The organism is Micromonospora citrea, assembly GCF_049629545.1.
Classification (GTDB): Bacteria; Actinomycetota; Actinomycetes; order Mycobacteriales; family Micromonosporaceae; genus Micromonospora; species Micromonospora citrea_A.
The window spans coordinates 24,071-44,398 of sequence record NZ_JBNADX010000028.1; the positions used below are offsets into that span (position 1 = coordinate 24,071).

Annotated in this window: 16 protein-coding genes and 2 pseudogenes; 8 read left to right on the forward strand and 10 right to left on the reverse strand. The window is 74.2% G+C overall.

The window, feature by feature from the left end:
* Positions 1-72: 72 nt before the first annotated feature.
* Positions 73-894, forward strand: coding sequence for an SDR family NAD(P)-dependent oxidoreductase (locus ACPFP2_RS24835; RefSeq protein ID WP_424091909.1), 822 nt, complete (start codon positions 73-75; stop codon positions 892-894).
* An 88-nt stretch (positions 895-982) separates the two neighbouring features.
* On the opposite strand, the gene ACPFP2_RS24840 is transcribed toward ACPFP2_RS24835, so the two are convergent.
* From ACPFP2_RS24840 to ACPFP2_RS24860, 5 genes and pseudogenes are all read right to left on the reverse strand, one after another.
* Positions 983-2,230 (reverse strand): MFS transporter, encoded by a 1,248-nt coding sequence (locus tag ACPFP2_RS24840; RefSeq protein WP_424091911.1) that lies wholly within the window; start codon positions 2,228-2,230, stop codon positions 983-985.
* A gap of 242 nt (positions 2,231-2,472) precedes the next feature.
* Positions 2,473-3,234 (reverse strand): respiratory nitrate reductase subunit gamma, encoded by a 762-nt coding sequence (gene narI, locus ACPFP2_RS24845; protein ID WP_424091913.1) that lies wholly within the window; start codon positions 3,232-3,234, stop codon positions 2,473-2,475.
* Positions 3,231-3,851, reverse strand: coding sequence for a nitrate reductase molybdenum cofactor assembly chaperone (gene narJ, locus ACPFP2_RS24850; protein ID WP_424091914.1), 621 nt, complete (start codon positions 3,849-3,851; stop codon positions 3,231-3,233). The genes narI and narJ overlap by 4 nt, the downstream gene beginning before the upstream one ends.
* Positions 3,848-5,543, reverse strand: a pseudogene (narH, locus tag ACPFP2_RS24855) (nitrate reductase subunit beta). Before narH ends, narJ begins: the two are co-directional and overlap by 4 nt.
* Positions 5,543-9,208: a nitrate reductase subunit alpha gene (locus ACPFP2_RS24860; protein ID WP_424091915.1), complete on the reverse strand. Its 3,666-nt coding sequence runs from the start codon at positions 9,206-9,208 to the stop codon at positions 5,543-5,545. The pseudogene narH and the gene ACPFP2_RS24860 overlap by 1 nt, the downstream one beginning before the upstream one ends.
* A gap of 248 nt (positions 9,209-9,456) precedes the next feature.
* On the opposite strand from ACPFP2_RS24860, the pseudogene ACPFP2_RS24865 reads away from it, so the two are divergent.
* Both ACPFP2_RS24865 and ACPFP2_RS24870 read left to right on the forward strand, forming a co-directional pair.
* A pseudogene (locus ACPFP2_RS24865) lies at positions 9,457-10,674 on the forward strand (TIGR04053 family radical SAM/SPASM domain-containing protein); the annotation flags it as partial.
* A 142-nt stretch (positions 10,675-10,816) separates the two neighbouring features.
* Entirely contained in the window at positions 10,817-11,281 is a 465-nt protein-coding gene (locus ACPFP2_RS24870; protein ID WP_424091917.1) for a hypothetical protein, read from the forward strand.
* 54 nt (positions 11,282-11,335) lie between these two features.
* Here ACPFP2_RS24870 and cysK read toward each other — a convergent pair whose 3' ends face one another.
* The 4 genes from cysK to ACPFP2_RS24890 all read right to left on the reverse strand — a co-directional run bounded on the left by cysK (position 11,336) and on the right by ACPFP2_RS24890 (position 14,440).
* A complete protein-coding gene (gene cysK / locus ACPFP2_RS24875; protein ID WP_424091918.1) occupies positions 11,336-12,265 on the reverse strand; it encodes a cysteine synthase A in 930 nt (309 codons plus the stop codon).
* Positions 12,266-12,814: a serine O-acetyltransferase EpsC gene (gene epsC / locus ACPFP2_RS24880; protein WP_424091920.1), complete on the reverse strand. Its 549-nt coding sequence runs from the start codon at positions 12,812-12,814 to the stop codon at positions 12,266-12,268.
* Positions 12,815-13,063: 249 nt separating this feature from the next.
* Entirely contained in the window at positions 13,064-13,504 is a 441-nt protein-coding gene (locus tag ACPFP2_RS24885; protein ID WP_424091922.1) for a hemerythrin domain-containing protein, read from the reverse strand.
* 123 nt (positions 13,505-13,627) lie between these two features.
* Positions 13,628-14,440 (reverse strand): DUF2249 domain-containing protein, encoded by an 813-nt coding sequence (locus tag ACPFP2_RS24890; protein ID WP_424091924.1) that lies wholly within the window; start codon positions 14,438-14,440, stop codon positions 13,628-13,630.
* Here ACPFP2_RS24890 and ACPFP2_RS24895 point away from each other — a divergent pair.
* The 5 genes from ACPFP2_RS24895 to ACPFP2_RS24915 are packed head-to-tail and all read left to right on the forward strand — an operon-like array spanning position 14,439 to position 19,744.
* Entirely contained in the window at positions 14,439-15,197 is a 759-nt protein-coding gene (locus tag ACPFP2_RS24895) for a helix-turn-helix transcriptional regulator (protein ID WP_424091925.1), read from the forward strand. The genes ACPFP2_RS24890 and ACPFP2_RS24895 overlap by 2 nt on opposite strands.
* Positions 15,194-16,321 (forward strand): hypothetical protein, encoded by a 1,128-nt coding sequence (locus tag ACPFP2_RS24900; protein WP_424091927.1) that lies wholly within the window; start codon positions 15,194-15,196, stop codon positions 16,319-16,321. The genes ACPFP2_RS24895 and ACPFP2_RS24900 overlap by 4 nt, the downstream gene beginning before the upstream one ends.
* Complete coding sequence (locus ACPFP2_RS24905; protein WP_424091929.1) at positions 16,321-17,619, forward strand: hypothetical protein; 1,299 nt, start codon at positions 16,321-16,323, stop codon at positions 17,617-17,619. Before ACPFP2_RS24900 ends, ACPFP2_RS24905 begins: the two co-directional genes overlap by 1 nt.
* Before the next feature lie 3 nt (positions 17,620-17,622).
* On the forward strand, positions 17,623-18,984 hold the full coding sequence (locus tag ACPFP2_RS24910; RefSeq protein ID WP_424091931.1) for a multicopper oxidase domain-containing protein: 1,362 nt from the start codon (positions 17,623-17,625) through the stop codon (positions 18,982-18,984).
* A 4-nt stretch (positions 18,985-18,988) separates the two neighbouring features.
* Positions 18,989-19,744: a YwiC-like family protein gene (locus ACPFP2_RS24915; RefSeq protein ID WP_424091933.1), complete on the forward strand. Its 756-nt coding sequence runs from the start codon at positions 18,989-18,991 to the stop codon at positions 19,742-19,744.
* 121 nt (positions 19,745-19,865) lie between these two features.
* Here the strand turns inward: ACPFP2_RS24915 and ACPFP2_RS24920 are convergent, their stop codons facing one another.
* Positions 19,866-20,258 (reverse strand): DUF302 domain-containing protein, encoded by a 393-nt coding sequence (locus ACPFP2_RS24920; protein ID WP_424091935.1) that lies wholly within the window; start codon positions 20,256-20,258, stop codon positions 19,866-19,868.
* Positions 20,259-20,328: the final 70 nt, after the last annotated feature.

A 20,328-nucleotide genomic window follows, 5' to 3' on the forward strand; every position in this document is an offset into this window, starting at 1 on the left:
CCCTGGTGCTGGCAGACTGTGGCACGTAAGCGAGACGGACCGTATCGTCTCGCTCAATCGGGGGAGGGTGCGATGACAACCGGACGCGCGTGGTTCATCACCGGGGCGTCGCGTGGACTGGGCCGGGCGTTCACCGAGGCGGCGCTGGCCGCCGGGGACCGGGTCGCGGCCGTGGCGCGCCACGTCGAGCCGCTGCGGGAGCTGGCCGCGCGGTACCCGGACCGGCTGCTGTGCCTGCCGCTGGACGTGTCCGACTCGGCCGCCGTCACCCGGACGGTGGACCGGGCGGCGGCCACCTTCGGCCGGCTGGACGTCGTGGTCAACAACGCCGGAGGCCTGCTGCTCGGCATGCTGGAGGAGGCCACCGAGGAGCAGATCCGGGCGCACTTCGACGTCAACTTCTTCGGCGCGGTCTGGGTCACCCGGGCTGTCGTGCCCCACCTGCGGGCGCAGGGCGGCGGACGGATCCTCCAGGTCACCTCGATGGGCAGCGGCGCGGGAGTCGCCTCGGTCGGCGTGTACGTCGCCGGCAAGGCCGCCCTCGACGCGCTCAGCCAGTCGGTGGCCATGGAGCTGGCGCCCTTCGGCATCAAGGTGACCATCGTGCAGCCCGGCGGGTACGACACCGGGCTGTACACCCAGGGCACCACGATGACCGAGCCGGACCCGGCGTACGCGCCGCTGCGGGAGAGGCTGGCCGAGATGTGGGGCGACGACGCCGGGCCCGATCCCCGCACCGCCGCGCCGGTCCTCATGGAACTGGTGGACCTGCCCGACCCGCCGCTGCGCCTGATCGTCGGCGACCGCTCCTACGACATCGTGCAGCAGATGGAGGCCGCCCGGGTCGAGGAGTACCGGGCCTGGGAGCACCTCAGCCGCAGGGCCCCGGGCTGACCGCAGGCACAAGACGGCGAACGGCCCGGCGGAGGACTCCGCCGGGCCGCGTGACCGGCGCCGCCCCGGCCCGGGGGCGCCGGTCCGGTCAGGCCGCGCGCCGGGCGAGACCGCCCATCTTCACCGCGGTGAACACCGCGGCGGCCAGCGCGACGTCGGAGAGCAGCATCAGGCCGATCGCGTACGAGCCCTGCGACCCGTACACCCAGCCCATGATCAGCGGCGGGACGAACCCGCCGAGCCCGCCGGCGGCACCGACCAGGCCGGTGACCGCACCCACCTGGTCGGCGGGGGCGACCTTGCCGACGAGAGCGAACACCGCGCCGCTGGCCGCGCCGAGCAGCAGCGCCATGCCGAGCAGCGCGACGGTCGCCACCGGCATCAGGGCAGGCTCGAACGCTTGGACCACCGCGAAGGCGGCCACTCCGGCGAAGCACCACACCAGCACCGGCACCGGGTGGAACCGGTCGGAGAGCCAGCCGCCGACCGGGCGGGCGAGCACGGCGAGGACCACGAACCCGGCGGTGCGCATCGCGGCGTCGTTGGCGCTGAGGTCGTAGGTGGTGCGCAGGTAGGCGGGCAGGTACACGCTGAACGCCACGAACCCGCCGAAGCCCACCGCGTACAGGAAGCACAGCTGCCAGGTGACGGTCAGCCGGCCGACCTTGCTGAGCCGCTGCCAGGCCGACCCGGCCGGCCGGGTCCGCCCCGGCGCGTCGCGCAGCAGCAGGAACGACAGGACCGCGTACGCGGCGAGGATCGCGGCGACGAGCAGGAACGGCGCCTTGTCGCCGTAGGCGTCGGCGAGCCGGACGGTGGTGAAGTTGGCGATCGCCGTGCCGCCCATGCCGATGCCGAACACGCCGATGGCGAAGCCGCGCCGCGCGGGCGGGTACCAGCCGGAGACCAGCGGCACGCCGACGGCGAAGGCGGTGCCGCCGATGCCGAGGAAGAACCCGGTGACGATCAGCGCGGCGTACGAGGAGACCGTGGTCAGGGTCAGCACCGGCACGATCGTGGCGATCGTGACCAGGGGGAACACCACGCGTGCGCCGTACCGGTCGGTGAGGGCGCCGACCGGGATGCGGCCCAGCGAACCGACCACCACCGGTACGGCCACCAGCAGGGACTGCGCCGCGAAGCTGAGGTCGAGGCGCTCCTTGATGCCGGGGCCGAGCGGGCCCAGCAGGGCCCACGCCCAGAAGTTCACCAGGAACCCGAGCGTCGCCAGGACCAGCTGGAGCGTGGCGCCCGACCGCTCGGGTGTCGAGGTGCCGGGGGTGCCGCCCGGTGTGGGGGTGGTGTCCCCGGCCTGTCTGTCGCGGCCGTTGGCCATCGCTGCCCTCCGTTGGTTCGTCGTGCCTGGGCCGGATCGGCCCTATGGGGAGTTGCGGATTCCGCTTTACCGCTACGAGCCTCGCCCCGTTGATCAGCTCCGGTCAGGGCCGGAAGTCCCGCGTCGACGGGCACCTCGACGTGTCACCCGCCACCGGCCGTGACGACGATCACCGCAGGTGGGCGGGCCCGCCGGAGTGCCGTGCCCCGTCGCGGGGCACGGCACCCGGGCGGCCGCCGTGCTCACCGCCGGGAGCGGGTCCGGGTCCCGCGCGAGGGGGGCAGCCGCGGCGGGCCCTCCCAGCCGGGCCGGTGCGGCCGCAGCCCGGGTCGGTCACCGCGGCTGCGGTAGACCACGTAGGGGCGGGTGAGGTAGCCGACCGGCGCGCTGAAGGCGTGCACCAGCCGGGTGAACGGCCAGAAGGCGAAGAGCGCGAAGGCCGCCACGACGTGGATCTGGAAGCCCACCGGGACGTCGGCCATGAGCCGTGGGTCCGGGCTGAGGTAGAACAGCGACCGGAACCACGGGGAGATGGTCTCCCGGTAGTCGTAGCCGGGCCCGGTGACGTTGGCGCGGACCGTGGACCACAGACCGAGCACGATCACCGCGGCGAGCACCACGTACATGGCCTTGTCGTTGCGGGTGGTGGCGGCGAAGACCGGCCCGGTCAGCCGCCGCCGGGCGATGAGCAGTCCCATCCCGATCAGAGTGCAGAAGCCGGCGACCGTGCCGATGAACACGGCCATCAGGTGGTACGTGTGCTCGGTGATCCCGACCGCCTCGGTCCACGCCTTCGGGATCAGCAGACCGCCGACGTGACCGATCAGGACCATCAGCACCCCGAAGTGGAACAGCGGGCTGCCCCAACGCAGGATGGTGCTCTCGTAGAGCTGCGAGGAGCGGGTGGTCCAGCCGAACTTGTCGTACCGGTAGCGCCAGAGGAGCCCTCCCACGAGGATCACCAACGACAGGTAGGGGTAGATCACCCACAGCAGCGTGTTCACCGGCGGCCTCCCGTGGTGTCGACGAGTCCGAAGGGTTCCAGGCCGACCTGCTCGACCGGCGGACCGGTGCGGGCCAGCCGGGCGGCGGCGGCAAGGTCCGCCGGCTGCGCGGCCGGCAGCATCTCGCGCACGGCCGCGACGGCCTGCCGGTACGGCGACCGCTCCCGCCCCAACGCCTCGACCAGCAGGTCCAGGCCGACCCGGTTGTCGCGCAGCAGCCGCCACCCGCCGTCGGTGACGGCGGCCAGGTCGAGCACCGCGGGCAGGAAGTCGGGCAACTCGCCGTCGACGACCTCCAGGCCCGCCTCCTTGTACGCGGCCGAGAAGCCGACCAGCGCCTCCCCCCGCCGGCGGGTGTCGCCGCAGGTGTAGTAGGTCAGGTGCAGGCAGCAGCGGCGCCGGAAGTCGAACAGCTGCACGTAGGCGGCCCGCAGGTCGACCGGCGCGGTCGTCTCCCGGTGCGCGACCACCTCGCGCAGCGGCGCGGCCACCTCGGCCGGCAGGCCGTCGAGCGCGGCCCGCACGGTGGGCAGCGCCGCGAGGACCTCCTCGTCGGGGTAGCGCAGCAGCAGGGACGCGGCACGGGCGGCCACCGCCCGCCAGGTCGGCTGGTTCACGGCTTGCTCCCGTCGGTGTGTTCGGGCTCCGTGCGCCGGGGCGGGAAGAGACCCTTCGGGGTGCTCTTGCCGTCCCAGTTGAGCAGGTTGACCCGACGTGGCTCGTCGCCCGGGTCGGTGAAGGCGTCGGTGGTCTGCCGGTCGCGCTGCATGTGGAAGGTCTCCACCTGCACCGGAACGGGGGTGCCGGACGACTCCCCGAAGGGCCCCTGGCCGTACGGGCCGCCACCGCCCATGCCGGGGCCGCCCTCGTAGTCGAGGCTGCACTCGGTGGCGATCTTCTCCAGCCGGTGGGCGTCCTCGGCGTGCGCGGCGGGGATGACGTAGCGCTGTTCGTACTTGGCGATGGCGAGCAGCCGGTACATCTCGTCCATCTGCGCGCCCGTCATGCCGACCGCGGCGGCGATCGACTCGTCGGCGGCCTCACCGAGGTTGATCCGGCGCTGGTAGGAGCGCATCGCGGCGAGCCGGTTCAGCACCCCGCGCACCGGCGCCGGGTCGCCGGCGGTGAACAGTTCGGCCAGGTAGTCCACCGGGATGCGCAGCGCGTCGATGGCGCCGAAGAGGTTCCCGGCCTCCTCCGCGTCGTGGCCGGTCTCGCGCAGCACGTCGGCCACCGGCGACAGCGGCGGGATGTACCAGACCATCGGCATGGTCCGGTACTCCGGATGCAGGGGCAGCGCCACCTCGTACTTCATGATCAGATCCCAGACCGGGGAGCGCTGGGCCGCATCGATCCAGTCGTCGGGGATGCCGGCCTCGCGGGCGGCGGCGACCACCGCCGGATCGTGCGGGTCGAGGAAGACCGACCGCTGCGCGTCGTACAGGTCGTGCTCGTCGCGCACCGCGGCGGCCTCGGCGACCCGGTCGGCGTCGTAGAGCATCAGCCCGAGGTAGCGCAGTCGCCCGACGCAGGTCTCCGAGCAGATGGTGGGCTGGCCGATCTCGATGCGCGGGAAGCAGAAGGTGCACTTCTCGGCCTTGCCGGTGCGGTGGTTGAAGTACACCTTCTTGTACGGGCAGCCGGTGACGCACATCCGCCAGCCCCGGCACCGGTCCTGGTCGACCAGCACGATGCCGTCCTCGGCCCGCTTGTAGATCGCCCCGGACGGGCAGGCGGCCGCGCAGGACGGGTTGAGGCAGTGCTCGCAGATCCGCGGCAGGAAGAACATGAACGTCTTCTCGAACTCCTGCTTGACCTGGCCGGAGACCTTGGCCAGCACCGGGTCACCGGCGGCGATCTCGTTGCCGCCGGCCAGCGAGTCGTCCCAGTTGGCGCTCCAGGTGACCTTGGTGTCCTTGCCGGTGAGCAGGGACTTCGGCCGGGCCACCGGGATGTCGTCGCCGGCCGGCGCGTTGATCAGGTGCTCGTAGTCGTAGGTCCACGGCTCGTAGTAGTCCTGCATCGACGGCAGCTTCGGGTTGGCGAAGATGCTGCATCTTCTTCAACCGCCCGCCGGAGCGCGGCTTCAGCCGGCCGGAGCGGGTCCGCGTCCAGCCGCCCTGCCAGCGTTCCTGGTTCTCGTAGGTGCGCGGGTAGCCCTGCCCGGGGCGGGTCTCCACGTTGTTGAACCAGACGTACTCGACGCCGGACCGGTTGGTCCATGCCTGCTTGCAGGTCACCGAGCAGGTGTGGCAACCGATGCACTTGTCGAGGTTCATCACCATGGACATCTGTGCCATGACCCGCATCAGTACTGCACCTCCTGGGAGCGGCGGCGGATCACGGTGACCTCGTCGCGCTGGTTGCCGGTGGGGCCGAGGTAGTTGAAGGCGAACGACAGCTGCGCGTACCCGCCGATCAGGTGGGTGGGCTTGACCAGCAGCCGGGTCAACGAGTTGTGGATGCCGCCGCGCCGGCCGTTCACCTCGGCCTTCGGCACGTCGATCACCCGTTCCTGGGCGTGGTACATGTAGACGGTGCCCTCGGGCATCTTGTGGCTGACCACGGCCCGGCAGACCACGACGCCGTTGCGGTTGACCGCCTCGATCCAGTCGTTGTCCCGCACGCCGATCTTCGCCGCGTCGGCCTCGCTCATCCACATCGTCGGACCGCCCCGGGACAACGTCAGCATCAGCAGGTTGTCCTGGTACTCGGAGTGGATCGACCACTTCGAGTGCGGGGTGAGGTACCGGACGGTGATCTCCAGTTCCCCGTTGCGGCCCAGCCGCGGCTCGCCGAAGAGCTTGTGCATGTCCAGCGGCGGCCGGAAGATCGGCAGCGCCTCGCCGGCCTCGTGCATCCAGTCGTGGTCGAGGAAGAAGTGCTGCCGCCCGGTCAGCGTGTGCCAGGGCTTGAGCCGCTCGGTGTTGATGGTGAACGGCGAGTAGCGCCGGCCGCCGTGCTCGCTGCCCGACCACTCCGGGCTGGTGATCACCGGCACCGGACGTGCCTGGGTGTCGGCGAAGGTGATCTGCTTGCCCCCGTGCTCGGCGGCCAGGTCGGCCAGACGTACCCCGGTGCGCTTCTCGACGTCCTCGAAGCCGGCGATGGCGACCCGGCCGTTGGTGGTCCCGGACAGCGCGAGGATCGCCTCGCAGGCGTGCACGTCCTTCGCCAGCGACGGCCGGCCGTCGGCCGCGCCGCCGCGCACCTCGCCGTTCTTGCGGCGCAGGTACTCCACCTCCGGGCGGACATCGACGGCCACCCCCTTGCCGCTGGTGCCGAGGGTGTCCATCAGCGGCCCGAGCGCGGCCATCTTGTCGGCGACCGCGCCGTAGTCCCGCTCGACCACCACCAGCTTCGGCATGGTGCGCCCCGGCACCGGGGTCTCGCCGGTGGCCGCCCAGTCGACGACCCGGCCGTGCGGGGTCGCCATCGCGTCGGGCGTGTCGTGCAGCAGCGGCGCCGCCACGAGGTCCTTCCGTACGCCGAGGTGTGGCCCGGCCAGCGCGGAGAACGCCTTGGCGATGCCGTGGAACGCCTGGAAGTCGGTCCGCGTCTGCCAGGGCGGGTCGATCGCCGGGGTGAACGCGTGCACGAACGGGTGCATGTCGGTGCTGCTCAGGTCGTGCTTCTCGTACCAGGTGGCGGCCGGCAGCACGACGTCGGAGAAGAGCGTCGTGGAGGTCATCCGGAAGTCGAGGCTCAACAGCAGATCGAGCTTGCCCTCGGGGGCCTCGTCGTGCCAGGTGACGTCCTTCGGCCGTAGCTCCTCCGGCGCCTCGTCGGCGCGCAGGTTGGCGTCGGTGCCGAGCAGGTGCCGCAGGAAGTACTCGTTGCCCTTGGCCGACGAGCCGAGCAGGTTGGCCCGCCACACGGTGAGCACCCGCGGCCAGTTCTGCGGCGCGTCCGGATCGGTGCAGGCGAACTTCACCCGCCCCTGACCGAGCTGCTCGGCGACCCAGCCACCCGGGTCGTCCGGGGACGCCGCGAGGGCCTCGTCGGCCAGGTCGAGCGGGCTGCGGTCGAAGGTCGGCATCGACGGCATCCAACCCGACCGCGCCGACTGGGCCAGCAGGTCCATCGTGTGCTTGCCGGCGAAGGCGCCCGAGCCGGTGGGGGAGGAGACCACGTCGGCGGAGTAGGTGTCGTAACGCCACTGGTCGGTGTGCACGTACCAGAAGGCGGTGCCGATCATCTGGCGCGGCGGGCGGACCCAGTCCAGGCCGAAGGCGAGCTGCTGCCAGCCGGTCACCGGCCGGCACTTCTCCTGCCCGACGTAGTGCGCCCAGCCGCCGCCGTTGACCCCCTGGCAGCCGGTCAGGGTGACCAGCGCGAGGATCGCCCGGTAGGTGGCGTCGGAGTGGAACCAGTGGTTGGTGCCGGCGCCGAGCAGGATCATCGAACGGCCGCCGGAGCGCTCGGCGTTGTCGGCGAACTCCCGGGCCACCCTGGCCACCTGGGCCGCCGGCACGCCGGTGATCGGCTCCTGCCACGCCGGGGTGTACGGCACCTCCACGTCGTCGTACCCGGCCGGCCACTGCCCGGGCAGGCCCTCGCGTCCCACCCCGTACTGGGCCAGCAGCAGGTCGAACACGCTGGTGACGAGCTGGCCGGCCACCGTACGGGTGGGCACGCCCCGGCGCAGCACCTGCGGCGTGTCGGTGTCGAAGCGGGGCAGCTCCACCGGCACCGCGTCACCCGCGCCGAGGCAGGTCAGAGCCGGCTCCAGGTCGCCCAGGTCGAGGTTCCACTGCCCGGCCTGCTCGCCCCACCGGTGCCCGAGGCTGCCGCGCGGCACGGCGGCGGCGTCGGTGGCCGAGTCCCACAGGACGGTCTTGAAGGCCGCCTCCCGGCCGGACTCGCCCAGGTCCTCGGCGGTGAGGAACTTGCCCGGCCGGTACGCCCCGTCCGCGCCCGGCTCCAGCGTCACCAGGAACGGCAGGTCGGTGAACCGGCGGACGTAGTCGACGAAGTGCGGGGTGCGCCGCTGGACGAAGAACTCCTTGAGGATGACGTGCCCCATCGCCATGGCGAGGGCGCCGTCGGTGCCCGGCTGGGCGGGCATCCACTCGTCGGCGAACTTCACGTTGTCGGCGAAGTCCGGGCTGACCACCACGACCTTCTGGCCCCGGTAGCGGGCCTCGGCCATCCAGTGCGCGTCCGGGGTACGGGTCACCGGGACGTTGGAGCCCCACATGACGAGGTAGGAGGCGTCCCACCAGTCCCCGGACTCGGGCACGTCGGTCTGGTCGCCGAAGACCTGCGGGGAGGCCACCGGCAGGTCGGCGTACCAGTCGTAGAACGACAGCATCGACCCGCCGAGCAGCGAGATGAACCGTGCGCCGACGGCGTGCGACACCATCGACATCGCCGGGATGGGGGAGAAGGCGGCGACCCGGTCCGGGCCGTACTCCCCGATGGTGTGCACGTGCGCGGCGGCGATCATCTCCTGCGCCTCGTCCCAGGAGATCCGCACCAGGCCGCCCTTGCCGCGCGCCTTCTGGTAGCGGCGGCGGCGTTCGGGGTCGGCCTGGATGTCCGCCCACGCGGCCACCGGGTCCCCGAGCCGGGCCTTGGCCTCCCGGTACATGTCCACCAGCACGCCCCGGGCGTACGGGTAGCGCACCCGGGTGGGGGAGTAGGTGTACCAGGAGAAGGCGGCGCCCCGGGGGCAGCCGCGCGGCTCGTACTCCGGCCGGTCCGGTCCCACGCTCGGGTAGTCGGTCTGCTGCTGCTCCCAGGTGATGATGCCGTCCTTGACGTACACCTTCCAGGAGCACGATCCGGTGCAGTTCACGCCGTGCGTGGAGCGCACCACCTTGTCGTAGGACCAGCGGTCCCGGTAGAAGGTGTCGGCCTCCCGCCCGCCGATCTGGTGCAGCGTCCGGCCGTCGGCGGACACCTCGGCCCGGCGTACCAGGCCACCCACCTTCAGCAGCGCCCGCCCCGCACTCTCGGTCGCTCGCGACATACGCCTCATTCCTTCGATAGCTTTTGCCGTGATGCCCCACGTTCGTGGCAGTCGCGCCGCAGTGCAACCGGAGCGGGACGTCCCGGCCAGCCTGCCGCCGCACTACCTGCGCCAACCGGGCCGAAGGTCCTGAGATCAACAGGTATTTTCGCTGCTCCCCGCGCCCGCGATCGGCGGGACCGAGGTCCTGCCATGGTGGTGACCGTGGACCCTTGCCGGGGTGATTGTGACCCGTGAACGTCCGTTGTGTGACCAGGACAGCGGTGACGCAGCAGGCGGGTGCGCCCCAGCGGGCGCCCGGAAGATCCGTACGGGTGCCCCGGCAGGACGTCGGCGAGCGCCCCTTCATCGTCATCTGGGAGGCGACCCAGGCCTGCCCGCTGGCCTGCCTGCACTGCCGGGCCTCCGCCCGCCCCGACCGGGACACCGGCGAGCTGGACACCGACGAGGCGGTCGCGCTGATGGGGCAGGTCGCCGCCTTCGGCCGGCCCGCCCCGTTGTTCGTGATCACCGGCGGCGACCCGTTCCAGCGTCCGGACCTGGAGACCCTGGTCCGGCGGGGCACCGAGCTGGGCCTGGCCGTCTCGGTGTCCCCGTCGGGCACGCCCACCCTCACCCGGGCGGCGCTCGCCGGGCTGCGCACCGCCGGCGCCCGGGCGGTGTCGCTGAGCCTGGACGCCGCCACCGCCGCCGGGCACGACGGCTTCCGGGGCGTGCCCGGGGTACGGGACCTGACCCTGCGGGCCTGGCGCGACGCCACCGAACTGGACCTGCGGGTCCAGATCAACACCACGGTGACCCGCGACAACGTCCGCGACCTGCCGGACATCGCGGCGCAGGTCCACGACCGGGGCGCCATGCTCTGGAGCGTCTTCTTCCTCGTGCCGACGGGCCGGGGCCAGGCGTTGCGCAGCCTCGACGCGGCGCAGACCGAGGACGTCCTCAACGTCCTGTACGACCTCGGCGAGACGGTGCCGGTCAAGACCACCGAGGCGCACCACTTCCGCCGGGTCTGCCTGCAACGCGACGTGCTGGCCCGGCGTGGCGAGGACCCGGTGCCGGTGCTCGGGCTGGGCCCGCTCTACCACGAGCTGCGCGCGTCGCTCGACGAGCGCGGGCTGACCGGCCGGGCCAGCCGTTCCCGCCGGCCACCGCTGCGGGTCAGCGCCGGCAACGGCTTCGTCTTCGTCTCGCACCGCGGCGACGTGCACCCCAGCGGGTTCCTCCCGGTGACCGCCGGCAACGTCCGGCAGCGGTCGCTGGTGGACCTCTACCGTGACTCCCCGCTCTTCACCGGCCTGCGCGACCCGGGCCGCCTCGGTGGGCGCTGCGGCGCCTGCGAGTTCCGGGCCGTCTGCGGCGGGTCGAGGGCCCGGGCGTACGCCACCACCGGCGACGTCTTCGCCGAGGAGCCCGGCTGCGGCTACCGGCCCGGCTCCTTCCCGTACTCGCACGAGGTGGACCTCACCGCCGGAGCGGTCGCGGCGGGCGGCGCTCCGGCCCCGGCGGGCGACCCGCAGAAACCACCCGGACGGTGACCTGAGACCTGCTCGGGTTCGGGACCTGGTGCTCTCCCCGGCGGCCGGCCGGCCGGGCAGGGTGATGAGCATGATCACGGTACTGCTCACCGCCGCCGGGGTGGTCCTCCTCGCCGCCGGTCCCGTCATGGTCGCGCAGGGTCTGCTCGGACGGCACAACGTCTCCCGGGAACTGACCCACCAGAAGATCGCCTTCCCGCCCGGCGGACTGCCCGCCCCGCTGGCCCGCTACGCCGACGCCCCGGTGCGCACCGGCATCCAGGCCCGCGCCTACTCCGACCTGATCGCCGGGCACGTCGCCAAGGCCACCGGGGGACGCACGTACGCCGAGATCGCCCAGGAGTGCATGACGGCCGGACGCGACGACGCGCGGCTGGAGCGGCTGCGGCAGACCGCGTTCATGGGCGAGACCCTGCGCGGCGCGCTGCTCGGGGCGTACCAGGCCTGGCAGGTCACCGCCCTGGTGATCGGCCTCGGCGCGCTGGTGGCGCTGGTCGGCCTGGTCTTCCTCGCCCTGGCGGCGCACCTCGGATGAGCGGGCGCGGGCCCGGGTGCGGCGGAGGCGTGCACCGCCCCCGCCGCACCCGGGTCAGGCCTCGTCCGGCTCGGTGAACAGCGGCGTGCTCAGGTACCGCTCGCCGGTGTCGGGCAGCACCACCACGATCGTCGCGCCGGCGTGCTCCGGCCGGGCGGCCACCGTGACCGCGGCGTGCAGGGCCGCCCCGCTCGACACCCCGACGAGCAGCCCTTCCCGGCGGGCCACCCGCCGGGCCGCCGCCCGGGCCCGCCCCACGTCCACCCGGACGATCTCGTCGTACACGCCTGGATCGAGCACCTCGGGCACGAAGCCCGCCCCGATGCCCTGGATGCCGTGCGGGCCTGGGGTTCCGCCGGAGAGCACCGGGGACTCGGCCGGCTCCACCGCCACCACCCGCAGGTCCGGTTGCTTGGACTTGAGCACCTGACCGACGCCGGTCACGGTGCCGCCCGTGCCCACCCCGGCGACGAACAGGTCGACCGCGCCCTCGGTGTCGGCCCAGATCTCCTCCGCGGTCGTCCGACGGTGGATCTCCGGGTTGACCGGGTTGTCGAACTGCCGGGGCAGGAAGGCGCCCTGCTCGTCGGCGATCTCCCAGGCCCGGCGCACCGCGCCGGCCATGCCCTCGGCCGCCGGGGTGAGCACGATCCGTGCCCCGTACGCGGCCAGCAGGGCGCGGCGCTCGACGCTCATGCTCTCCGGCATGGTGAGGGTGACCCGGTAGCCACGCGCGGCGGCGACCATGGCCAGCCCGACGCCCGTGTTGCCGCTGGTCGCCTCGACCAGCGCGCCGCCGGGTCGCAGCTCGCCGCTCTGCTCGGCCGCCTCGACGACGGCGAGCGCGAGCCGGTCCTTGACGCTGCCGCCGGGGTTGGCGGACTCCAGCTTGGCCAGCAGCGTCACCGGCACCTGCTCGGCGAAGCGGTCCAACCGCACCAGCGGGGTACGGCCGATGAGGGCGGTCACATCCTTGACGATCATCTACTGCTCCTGGATGAGGGTGGGCACGCGGCCGGCGGGAGGGGCCGTCGTGGCGTGGGGGCTGTGCAGCCGGGCGCCGGGTGGCACGTCGTGCAGGACCAGGCAGTGGGCGCCGACGCGGGCGTCCGCGCCGACGCGCACCGGGCCGAGCACGGAGGCGCCCACCCCGAGCACCACGCGGTCGCCGATGGTGGGGTGTCGCCGGCTGCCCTTGCCGTCGGCCCACCAGCCACGGCCGCCGAGGGTGACCCGGTGGTACATGGTCACGTCGTCGCCGACGCGCGCGGTCTCCCCGATGACGACACCGGCGCCGTGGTCGATGAAGAGCCGCCGCCCGATGCGGGCGCCGGGGTGGATCTCGATGCCGGTCAGCAGACGGGTGAGCTGGCTGAGGGCGCGGGGCAGCAGCGGTACGCCGCAGCGGTGCAGGCGGTGGGCGGCCCGATGGCTCCACACCGCCCACAGGCCGGGGTAGAACAGCAGTTCGGCGGCGCGCAGGCCGTGCAGGGCGGGGTCACGGCGATAGGCCGCGCGGACGTCGTCGAGCATGGTGATCCCGGGGACAGGGGCCGGGCGGCGCAGGGGCGCCCGGCCGTCAGGACAGGCCGGCGTGCCGGCGCCACCCCGGTCGGGTCCGCGGACGCGGACCGCGCGGGAGACGGCCGGATCAGCTCCGGCGACACCACTCGTCGAAGACGCGGCGGACGTGCGTACCGCTCATCGGCACGCTGAAGCGGCGGCCGGCCAGCCGGCGGCGGTCGCCGGGTGGCGCGGGCCGCACCCACCGCCCGGGGCGGTTCACCGGGCGGCCCCGGCCGTCGGGGTGATCCGGTCCCAGGCCGGGATCGGCAGCGTGATCACCGCGGCCGGGAAGAGACCGTGCTCCTCGTTGTCGATGTGCCGGTGCAGCCGGTCGAGGGCGGCCAGCACCGGCGGCCAGTCGGGCGCGCTGCGGTCGACGCCGCCCAGCACGCCGTGGATGTCGTCGTGTTCGGCGCAGAGCTGCCGCACCGCCTCGGCCATGCTGCCCTCGGCGCGCAGTTCCGCGAAGAGGCCGCCCTCCTCGGTGGCGGTGTGCGGCATCAGCAGCGCGAGCAGGTCGTCGAGGGCGTCCAGGGTGTCGGCGGCGCCGCCCTGCACCGCCGTGCGCAGCCGGCCGGCGGCGTTCGCGATCGCCTCGTGCTCGGCGGAGAGCCGGCCGATCAGCGGGAACTCACGACAGCCGCAGTAGTTGCACACGGGGGTCCTCCTCTCCTGGTGACGGTTCCAGCCTGCGTCGCGGTTACCACCGCGGGCAGGGCCGAACGTCCCGGCGCGCCGGGACGGCGGGCCCTGACCCCGCCGTCCCGGCGACCGGCATGCTCAGACCGCGACCGGCTGGCGGGACAGCCGGATCTGCCACACGTCCGGTCCGTCCTGCAGCCACTCGGTGCTCATGCCGCCGCCGTAGCGGGCCTCGACCTCGGCCAGCAGCGGGCGGGGGGCGTGCGGGGCGACCAGTACCAGCGCGCCGCCGGCGGGCAGCGCGTCCAGCGCCGCGAGCACCCGCGCGTGGCGCTGGCCGTGCGGCAGCAGCCGGACGTCCAGCCGGGGGTCGATGCTCAACGTCGCGGCCGGCGCGTCGGCGGGGCCCTGATCGCCACCGCAGCCGCAGCCGCCCCCGCCTCCGCCACAACCGCCCTTGCCCGATTCGTCCGAGGAGCCGAGCAGATCGTGCATACCGTCCAGCAACGTCGCCAGCGATACGTCGGCCGCGTCCACCAGCACCGGGACGATCAGCTCGTTCTCCTTGGCCAGGTGCACGGCGAAGAGGGCGGCGAGGGCGCGGGCGGCGGCGGCGAGGCGTACCGGCCGGTTGGCGGTCTCCAGCTCGGTGACCAGGCCGGTGATCGCCCGGTGCTCGTCGAGCATGCCCCGGACCAGCAGCGCGGCCTCGGGCCGGTCACCGGCGGCGGTGTAGAGCGACCCCTCCTCGGCGTACGCGTGCGGCAGCAGCTCGTCGCGCAGCCACCCGAGCAGCTCGTCGCGGTGCCGGAGCGCCCCGGCGGCGTCGCCCCGGTCGGCCGCGTCCAGCAGGTCCGCGACGTGCCGGTCGAGGTCGGCGGCGAGCTGGGCGTGGTGCCGGACGACGGCCTGCGCGGCCTGCTGGTCGGCCGGGGAGCGTGAGGCGGACATGGAACCCTCCAGGGTTTTGCGGGTGAACGACGTTGTAACGTTATCTAACGTGGAAACCTCGAGAACAGGGCCTACCGGTGAGACCATCGACTCCCACCGCCACCGGGCACTGGGCACCGCCAGCCGGGCCTCGATCCTGGAGATGGTGCGCGACGCCGGCGCCGGCATGACGATCGCCGAGGTGGGGGAGCGCACCGGCCTGCACCTCTCCACCGCCCGCGCCCACCTCGACCGCCTGGTCGACGCCGGGCTGCTGGTCAAGGCGCGGGCCAGCGGCGGTCAGCCCGGCCGGCCGGCGTGGCGCTACCGGGTGGCCAAGACGGAGACCCCCGCCCCGGCGCCGTACCGGGCGCTCGCCGCCGCGCTGCTCGACCACCTGTCGCGCCGCAACCCCGGCGACGTCCGGGCCGAGGCCACCCGCGCCGGCCACGACTGGGGACGCCACCTCGCCGCCGCCACCGCCGGAGGCGAGGACCCGGTCGACACCCTGCTCGACGTCCTGCGCGGGCTGGGCTTCAGCCCCCGCCGGCAGGAGACGGCCGACGGGACCGTCGAGGTGCACCTGCACACCTGCCCGTTCCTCGAGCTGGTCAACCGCAACCCCGACGCGATCTGCGCGCTGCACGTCGGCGTGGTCCGCGGCGCGCTCGACCACGCCGGCGCCCCGCCGAACGGCGCCGTGCTGGAGCCGTTCGGCGCGCCCGACGCCTGCGTGGTCCGGCTGGTCGTGCCGCGGACGACCGGGGAGCCGGCATGAGCCGCCGGGCGGTCCCCGTGCGCTGGCGGCTGCCCGTCCTCGCCGCCGGCGCGTTCGCCCTGGTCACCGGCCTCTACGCCGCGCTGCTCCTGCTCGGCCTGCCGGTGCCCGCGCCGGACGTGCCGCTGGAACAGGTGCACGGCCCGCTGATGGTGCTCGGCTTCGTCGGCACCCTGGTGGCGCTGGAACGGGCGGTGGCGCTCGGCGCCCGCTGGGCCCTGCTCGCGCCCGCCTGCTCCGGCGCTGGCGGGCTGGCGCTGGTGCTCACCGGACCGAGCCTGCCCGCCCGCCTGCTGCTCATGGCCGCCTCGGTGCTGCTGCTGATGGTCTACCGGCAGCTGTGGCGGCGGCAGCCGGCCCCGGCGCTGCTCGCCCAGGCCACCGGCGCGCTGGCCTGGTACGCCGCCACCCTGCTCTGGCTCGCCGGCTTCGGGGTGCCGGAGATCGTGCCCTGGCTCGCCACCTTCGTGGTGGCCACCATCGCCGGGGAGCGGCTCGAACTGGCCCACCTCAGCCTGCCGAGGCACGGCGAACGCTGGTTCCTCGCCGCACTCGCGGCGCTGACCGTCGGGGTCACCGCCACCGCGCTGTGGCCGTCCGTCGGGGCGCACCTGTTCGGGGTCGGCCTGCTCGCCGTCGTGGCCTGGCTGCTGGTCAACGACGTCGCCCGTCACACGGTGCGCGCCACCGGCCTGCCCCGCTACGTCGCGGTCGGGCTGCTCACCGGGTACGTCTGGCTGGGGCTGGCCGGCCTGCTCTGGGCCGGCGCCGGCCCGGTCACCGACGGCCCGCGCTACGACGCCACCCTGCACCTGGTCTTCCTGGGGTTCACCATGTCGATGATCTTCGTGCACGCTCCGGTCATCCTGCCGGCGGTGCTGCGCCGCCCGCTGCCCTACCGACCCTGGCTGTACGCCCCGCTGGCCCTGCTGCACGCCACCCTGGCCGTCCGGGTCCTGGTGGGCGACGCGCTCGGCGTGCCGGCCGTGTGGCGCTGGGCCGGCCTGGGCAACGTCCTCGCGGTGCTCGGCTTCGTCGGCTGCGCCGTCGCCGCCGCGCGCGGCGCGGCCCGGGGGCCCACCCGCACGACGGTCGTCCCGCCGGCCGTGGCGGCGGTGCGGTGATGGCCCGCACACTCGGCGATCCCGCCCCCATCGGCGCCGCGCCGGCCCCCACCGACCCGGACCCGGCCGGACCCGCCGCTCCCACCCCGGCCGCCGGCCCGGCCGCGGCGGGCACCGGGCGGGCGAGCTGGCACCGCAGGGTCGCGGCGCTGCCGCTGGCCTACCTGGCCGCGCTCGTCGTGCTCGGCTTCGTCCACCCCTTCCTGCCGACCTGGCGCTGGGCGGCCATCCACCTGCTGCTGCTCGGCGCGGTCAGCAACGCCATCGTGGTGTGGAGCGCCCACTTCGCCGCGGCGGTGCTGCGCGCGTCCGCCCCGGACCGCCGCCGCGCCCAGGCCGCCCGGCTCGTCACCCTCAACGTGGGGGTGCTGGCGGTGCTCGTCGCCGGCACCGCCGACCGGCCGTGGCTGGGCGTGGGCGGGGCCGCGCTGGTCTTCGCCGCGGTGGCCGCCCACCTCGTCGGGCTCGCCCGCCGGCTGCGGCACGCCCTGCCGGCCCGCTTCACCGTCACCGTCCACTACTACCTGGCGGCGGCCGTCGCCCTGCTCGCCGGGGTGCCGGTCGGCGCCTGGATGCTGGTGGTCGACGACGCCGTGCGCCCCCGGTTGGCGCTGTTCCACGCACACGTCAACCTGCTGGGCTGGGTGACGCTGACCGTCCTCGGCACGCTGCTGACCCTCTGGCCCACCGTGCTGCGCGCCCGGATGGCCGACGGCGCGGTCCGCGCCGCCACCGTCGCGCTCCCGTTGGCGGCGACCGGGCTGGCCCTGCTCGGGGTCGGCGTGCTCGCCTGGTGGCGGGTCGTCGCCGCGGCCGGGCTGGCCCTGTTCACCCTCGCCGCGCTGGTCGTCCTGCGACCCGCGCTGGCCGTGGCGCGGGTCCGGCCCCCGACCGGCTTCGCCGGCTGGTCGCTCGCGGCGGCCTCCGGCTGGCTCCTGGTCGCCCTCGGCACGGACGCCGTGACGCTGCTGTCCGCCGACGATCCCGCCACCGCCGCCGACCGGTTCGGCGCCGTGCTGCTGCCACTGCTGGTCGGCTTCGTCGCGCAGGTCCTCGTCGGGTCGCTGAGCCACCTGCTGCCCATGGTGCTCGGTGGCGGTCCCGCACCGGTACGCCGCCGCACCGCCCTGCTGGAGCGGCACGGCGCGCAGCGCGTCGCGACGGCCAACGCCGCCCTGGTGGTGTTCCTCCTGCCCACCCCGCCCTTCGTCCGTATCACCACCTCACTGTTGGTCCTCGTCGTGCTGGTGCAGTTCCTCGTACCGGCCGCCCGGGTCCTGCTCACCGCCCGGAGGTAACCCGTGTCCGCGCACCCCGAGACCCCCGCCGCCCGTCCGCTCGGCGGGTTCGCCGCCGGTCTCGCCCTCGTCCTCGTCGCCGTCCTCGTCGGGGTGGCCGCGCAGCGCGTCTCGCAGGGCGCGCCGGTCCCGGCCGCCGCCTCCGCCGTGGCGCCCACCGGACACACCACCACGGTCACCGTGGTCGCCGACGGGATGCGCTTCCACCCCGACCGGATCGAGGTGCCGCCGGGCGACCGGCTGGTCATCGAGCTGACCAACCGTGACCACCGCCGGCACGACCTCGTGCTCGACTCCGGGGCGAAGACGCCGCCGATCGCGCGGGGCGGCACCGCCCGGCTCGACGCGGGCGTGGTCGGCGCCGAGACCCAGGGCTGGTGCTCACTGCCCGGCCACCGGCAGGCCGGCATGACCCTGCGGATCGTCCCGACGGGGACCGCCCCGGCGGGGCCGGAGGCGACGGGCCACCCGAGCGACGCCCACGCCGCGGCGGCGCCGCAGCTCGACGCGATGGCCGTCCCCGGCGACGGCTTCGTGGCCCGGGACGCCGTCGCGCCGGCCACCCCGACCGGCCGGCTGCACCGGCGCGAACTGCACGTCAAGGAGATCCAGCGGGAGGTAGCGCCCGGCGTACGACAGCGGCTGTGGACCTTCGACGGCACCGTGCCCGGCCCCGTGCTGCGCGGCCGGGTCGGCGACACCTTCGAGATCACCCTCGTCAACGACGGCACCGTGGACCACGGCATCGACTTCCACGCCGGCGCGGTCGCCCCGGACGAGGTGATGCGCCCGATCGACCCCGGCCAGCGGCTCACCTACCGCTTCACCGCCACCCGGGCCGGGATCTGGATGTACCACTGCTCGACCATGCCGATGCTGCACCACATCGGCAACGGCATGTACGGCGCGGTCATCATCGACCCGCCCGACCTGCCCCGGGTCGACCGCGAGTACGTCCTCGTGCAGTCCGAGCTGTACCTCGGCCCCGACGGCGAGCCCGGTGACCTCGCCAAGATGCAGGCGGAGCGCCCCGACGCCGTGGTCTTCAACGGCTACGTCGCCCAGTACGCCCACCGGCCGCTGCCCGCCCGCGCCGGCGAACGGGTCCGCGTCTGGCTGCTCGACGCCGGTCCGAGCAGGGACAGCTCCTTCCACGTCGTCGGCACCCAGTTCGACACCGTCTACCGGGAGGGCCGGTGGGAGAACCGGCCGGCCGACCCGGGTGGGGCCCAGGTGCTCGGGCTCGGTCCGGCCGCCGGTGGCTTCGTGGAGATGGTCTTCCCCGAGCCCGGCCACTACCCCTTCGTCAGCCACGTCATGGTCGACGCCGAACGTGGCGCCCGTGGCATCTTCGAGGTGAGGTGACGCCATGTCCACCGCCGTCAGGACCGCGCGCCCGGTCGGGTCCCGTCGCCGGCTGCGCCGTTTCGTGCCGCCGCAGCACGGCGCCTGGGCGATGCTGCTGCTGCCGTACACCGTCGGGGTCGCGCTGGTCGGCCCGCGCTGGCCGCACCTGCCGCTGCTGGGCGCCTGGCTGGCCGGCTACCTGTTGTCGTACTACGTCTTCCAGGCCGTCAAGACCCGCCGGCCCGGCCGCTTCGCCGACCAGCTGCTGGCCTACGGCCTCGTCACCGCGCCACTGGCGGCGGCCGTGGTGGTCGCCCGGCCGGCGGTGCTCTGGTACGCCCCGGTCTACGCCCTGCTGCTGGCGGTCAACGCCGGGTACGCCTGGCGTCGGCGCGAGCGGGCCCTGCTCAACGACCTCGCCTCCGTGGCGCAGAGCTGCCTGCTGGTCTTCGTCGTGGCCACCATCGCCGGGGTGCCCCTCGCCGACGTGGCCCCCGCGTTCCTGGCCCTGCTGCTGTACCTCGTCGGCACCGTCCTGTACGTCAAGACCATGATCCGGGAGCGCGGCGACGCCGGCTATCTGCGCCTCTCCGTCGGCTTCCACCTGCTCGCCCTGGTCGCGGCGGTCTGGCTGGACCTGCTGCTCGCCCCGGTCTTCCTGCTGCTGCTGGCCCGGGCCGTGCTCCTGCCGGCGCGGCGGCTCCGGCCGGCGCAGGTGGGGGTGATCGAGATCGTCTGCTCGTTGCTCGTCCTCGCCGTGGTGCTCGTCGCGCTCTGAACGGCCGCCGCGCACCTGGGGGACGTGGCCCGGCCGGGACCTGCCGACGGAGTCGGACGGGCGGCGCTTCCGCGACGACGGCACCCGGGGTACGGGCCCGAGCCCGTACCCCGGGTGCCGCTCAGCCGGTCAGCGTGTCCAACGCGGCGCGCAGCCGCCGGGTCGCCTCGTCGGCCACCTCGCGCAGGTCGGCGGAGTCGCTCAGTCGCACCATCACCTGCGGGTCCATCGCCTGCACCAGGGTGGTGTCGGGCCCGTCGGCGCGGACCACGACGTTGCACGGCAGGAGCAGGCCGATACCGCGGTCGGCCTCCAACGCGCGGTGGGCCAGCGGCGGGTTGCAGGCGCCGAGGACGACGTACTCCTCCAGGTCCACGCCGAGCTTCTCGCGCAGCGTGGCCCGCATGTCGATCTCGGTCAGCACGCCGAAGCCCTGGTCCTTCAGCGCGGCCCGGACCCGCTCGACGGTCGGGGCGAATTCGGCGGGCAGCCGGACGGTCATCGCATAGCTCATGTCTGCTCTCCTCAGGTACACATGCTGCCGGCCGGCGCCGGCCGGTGGAGGCGATCCGCCGAACCTCGTC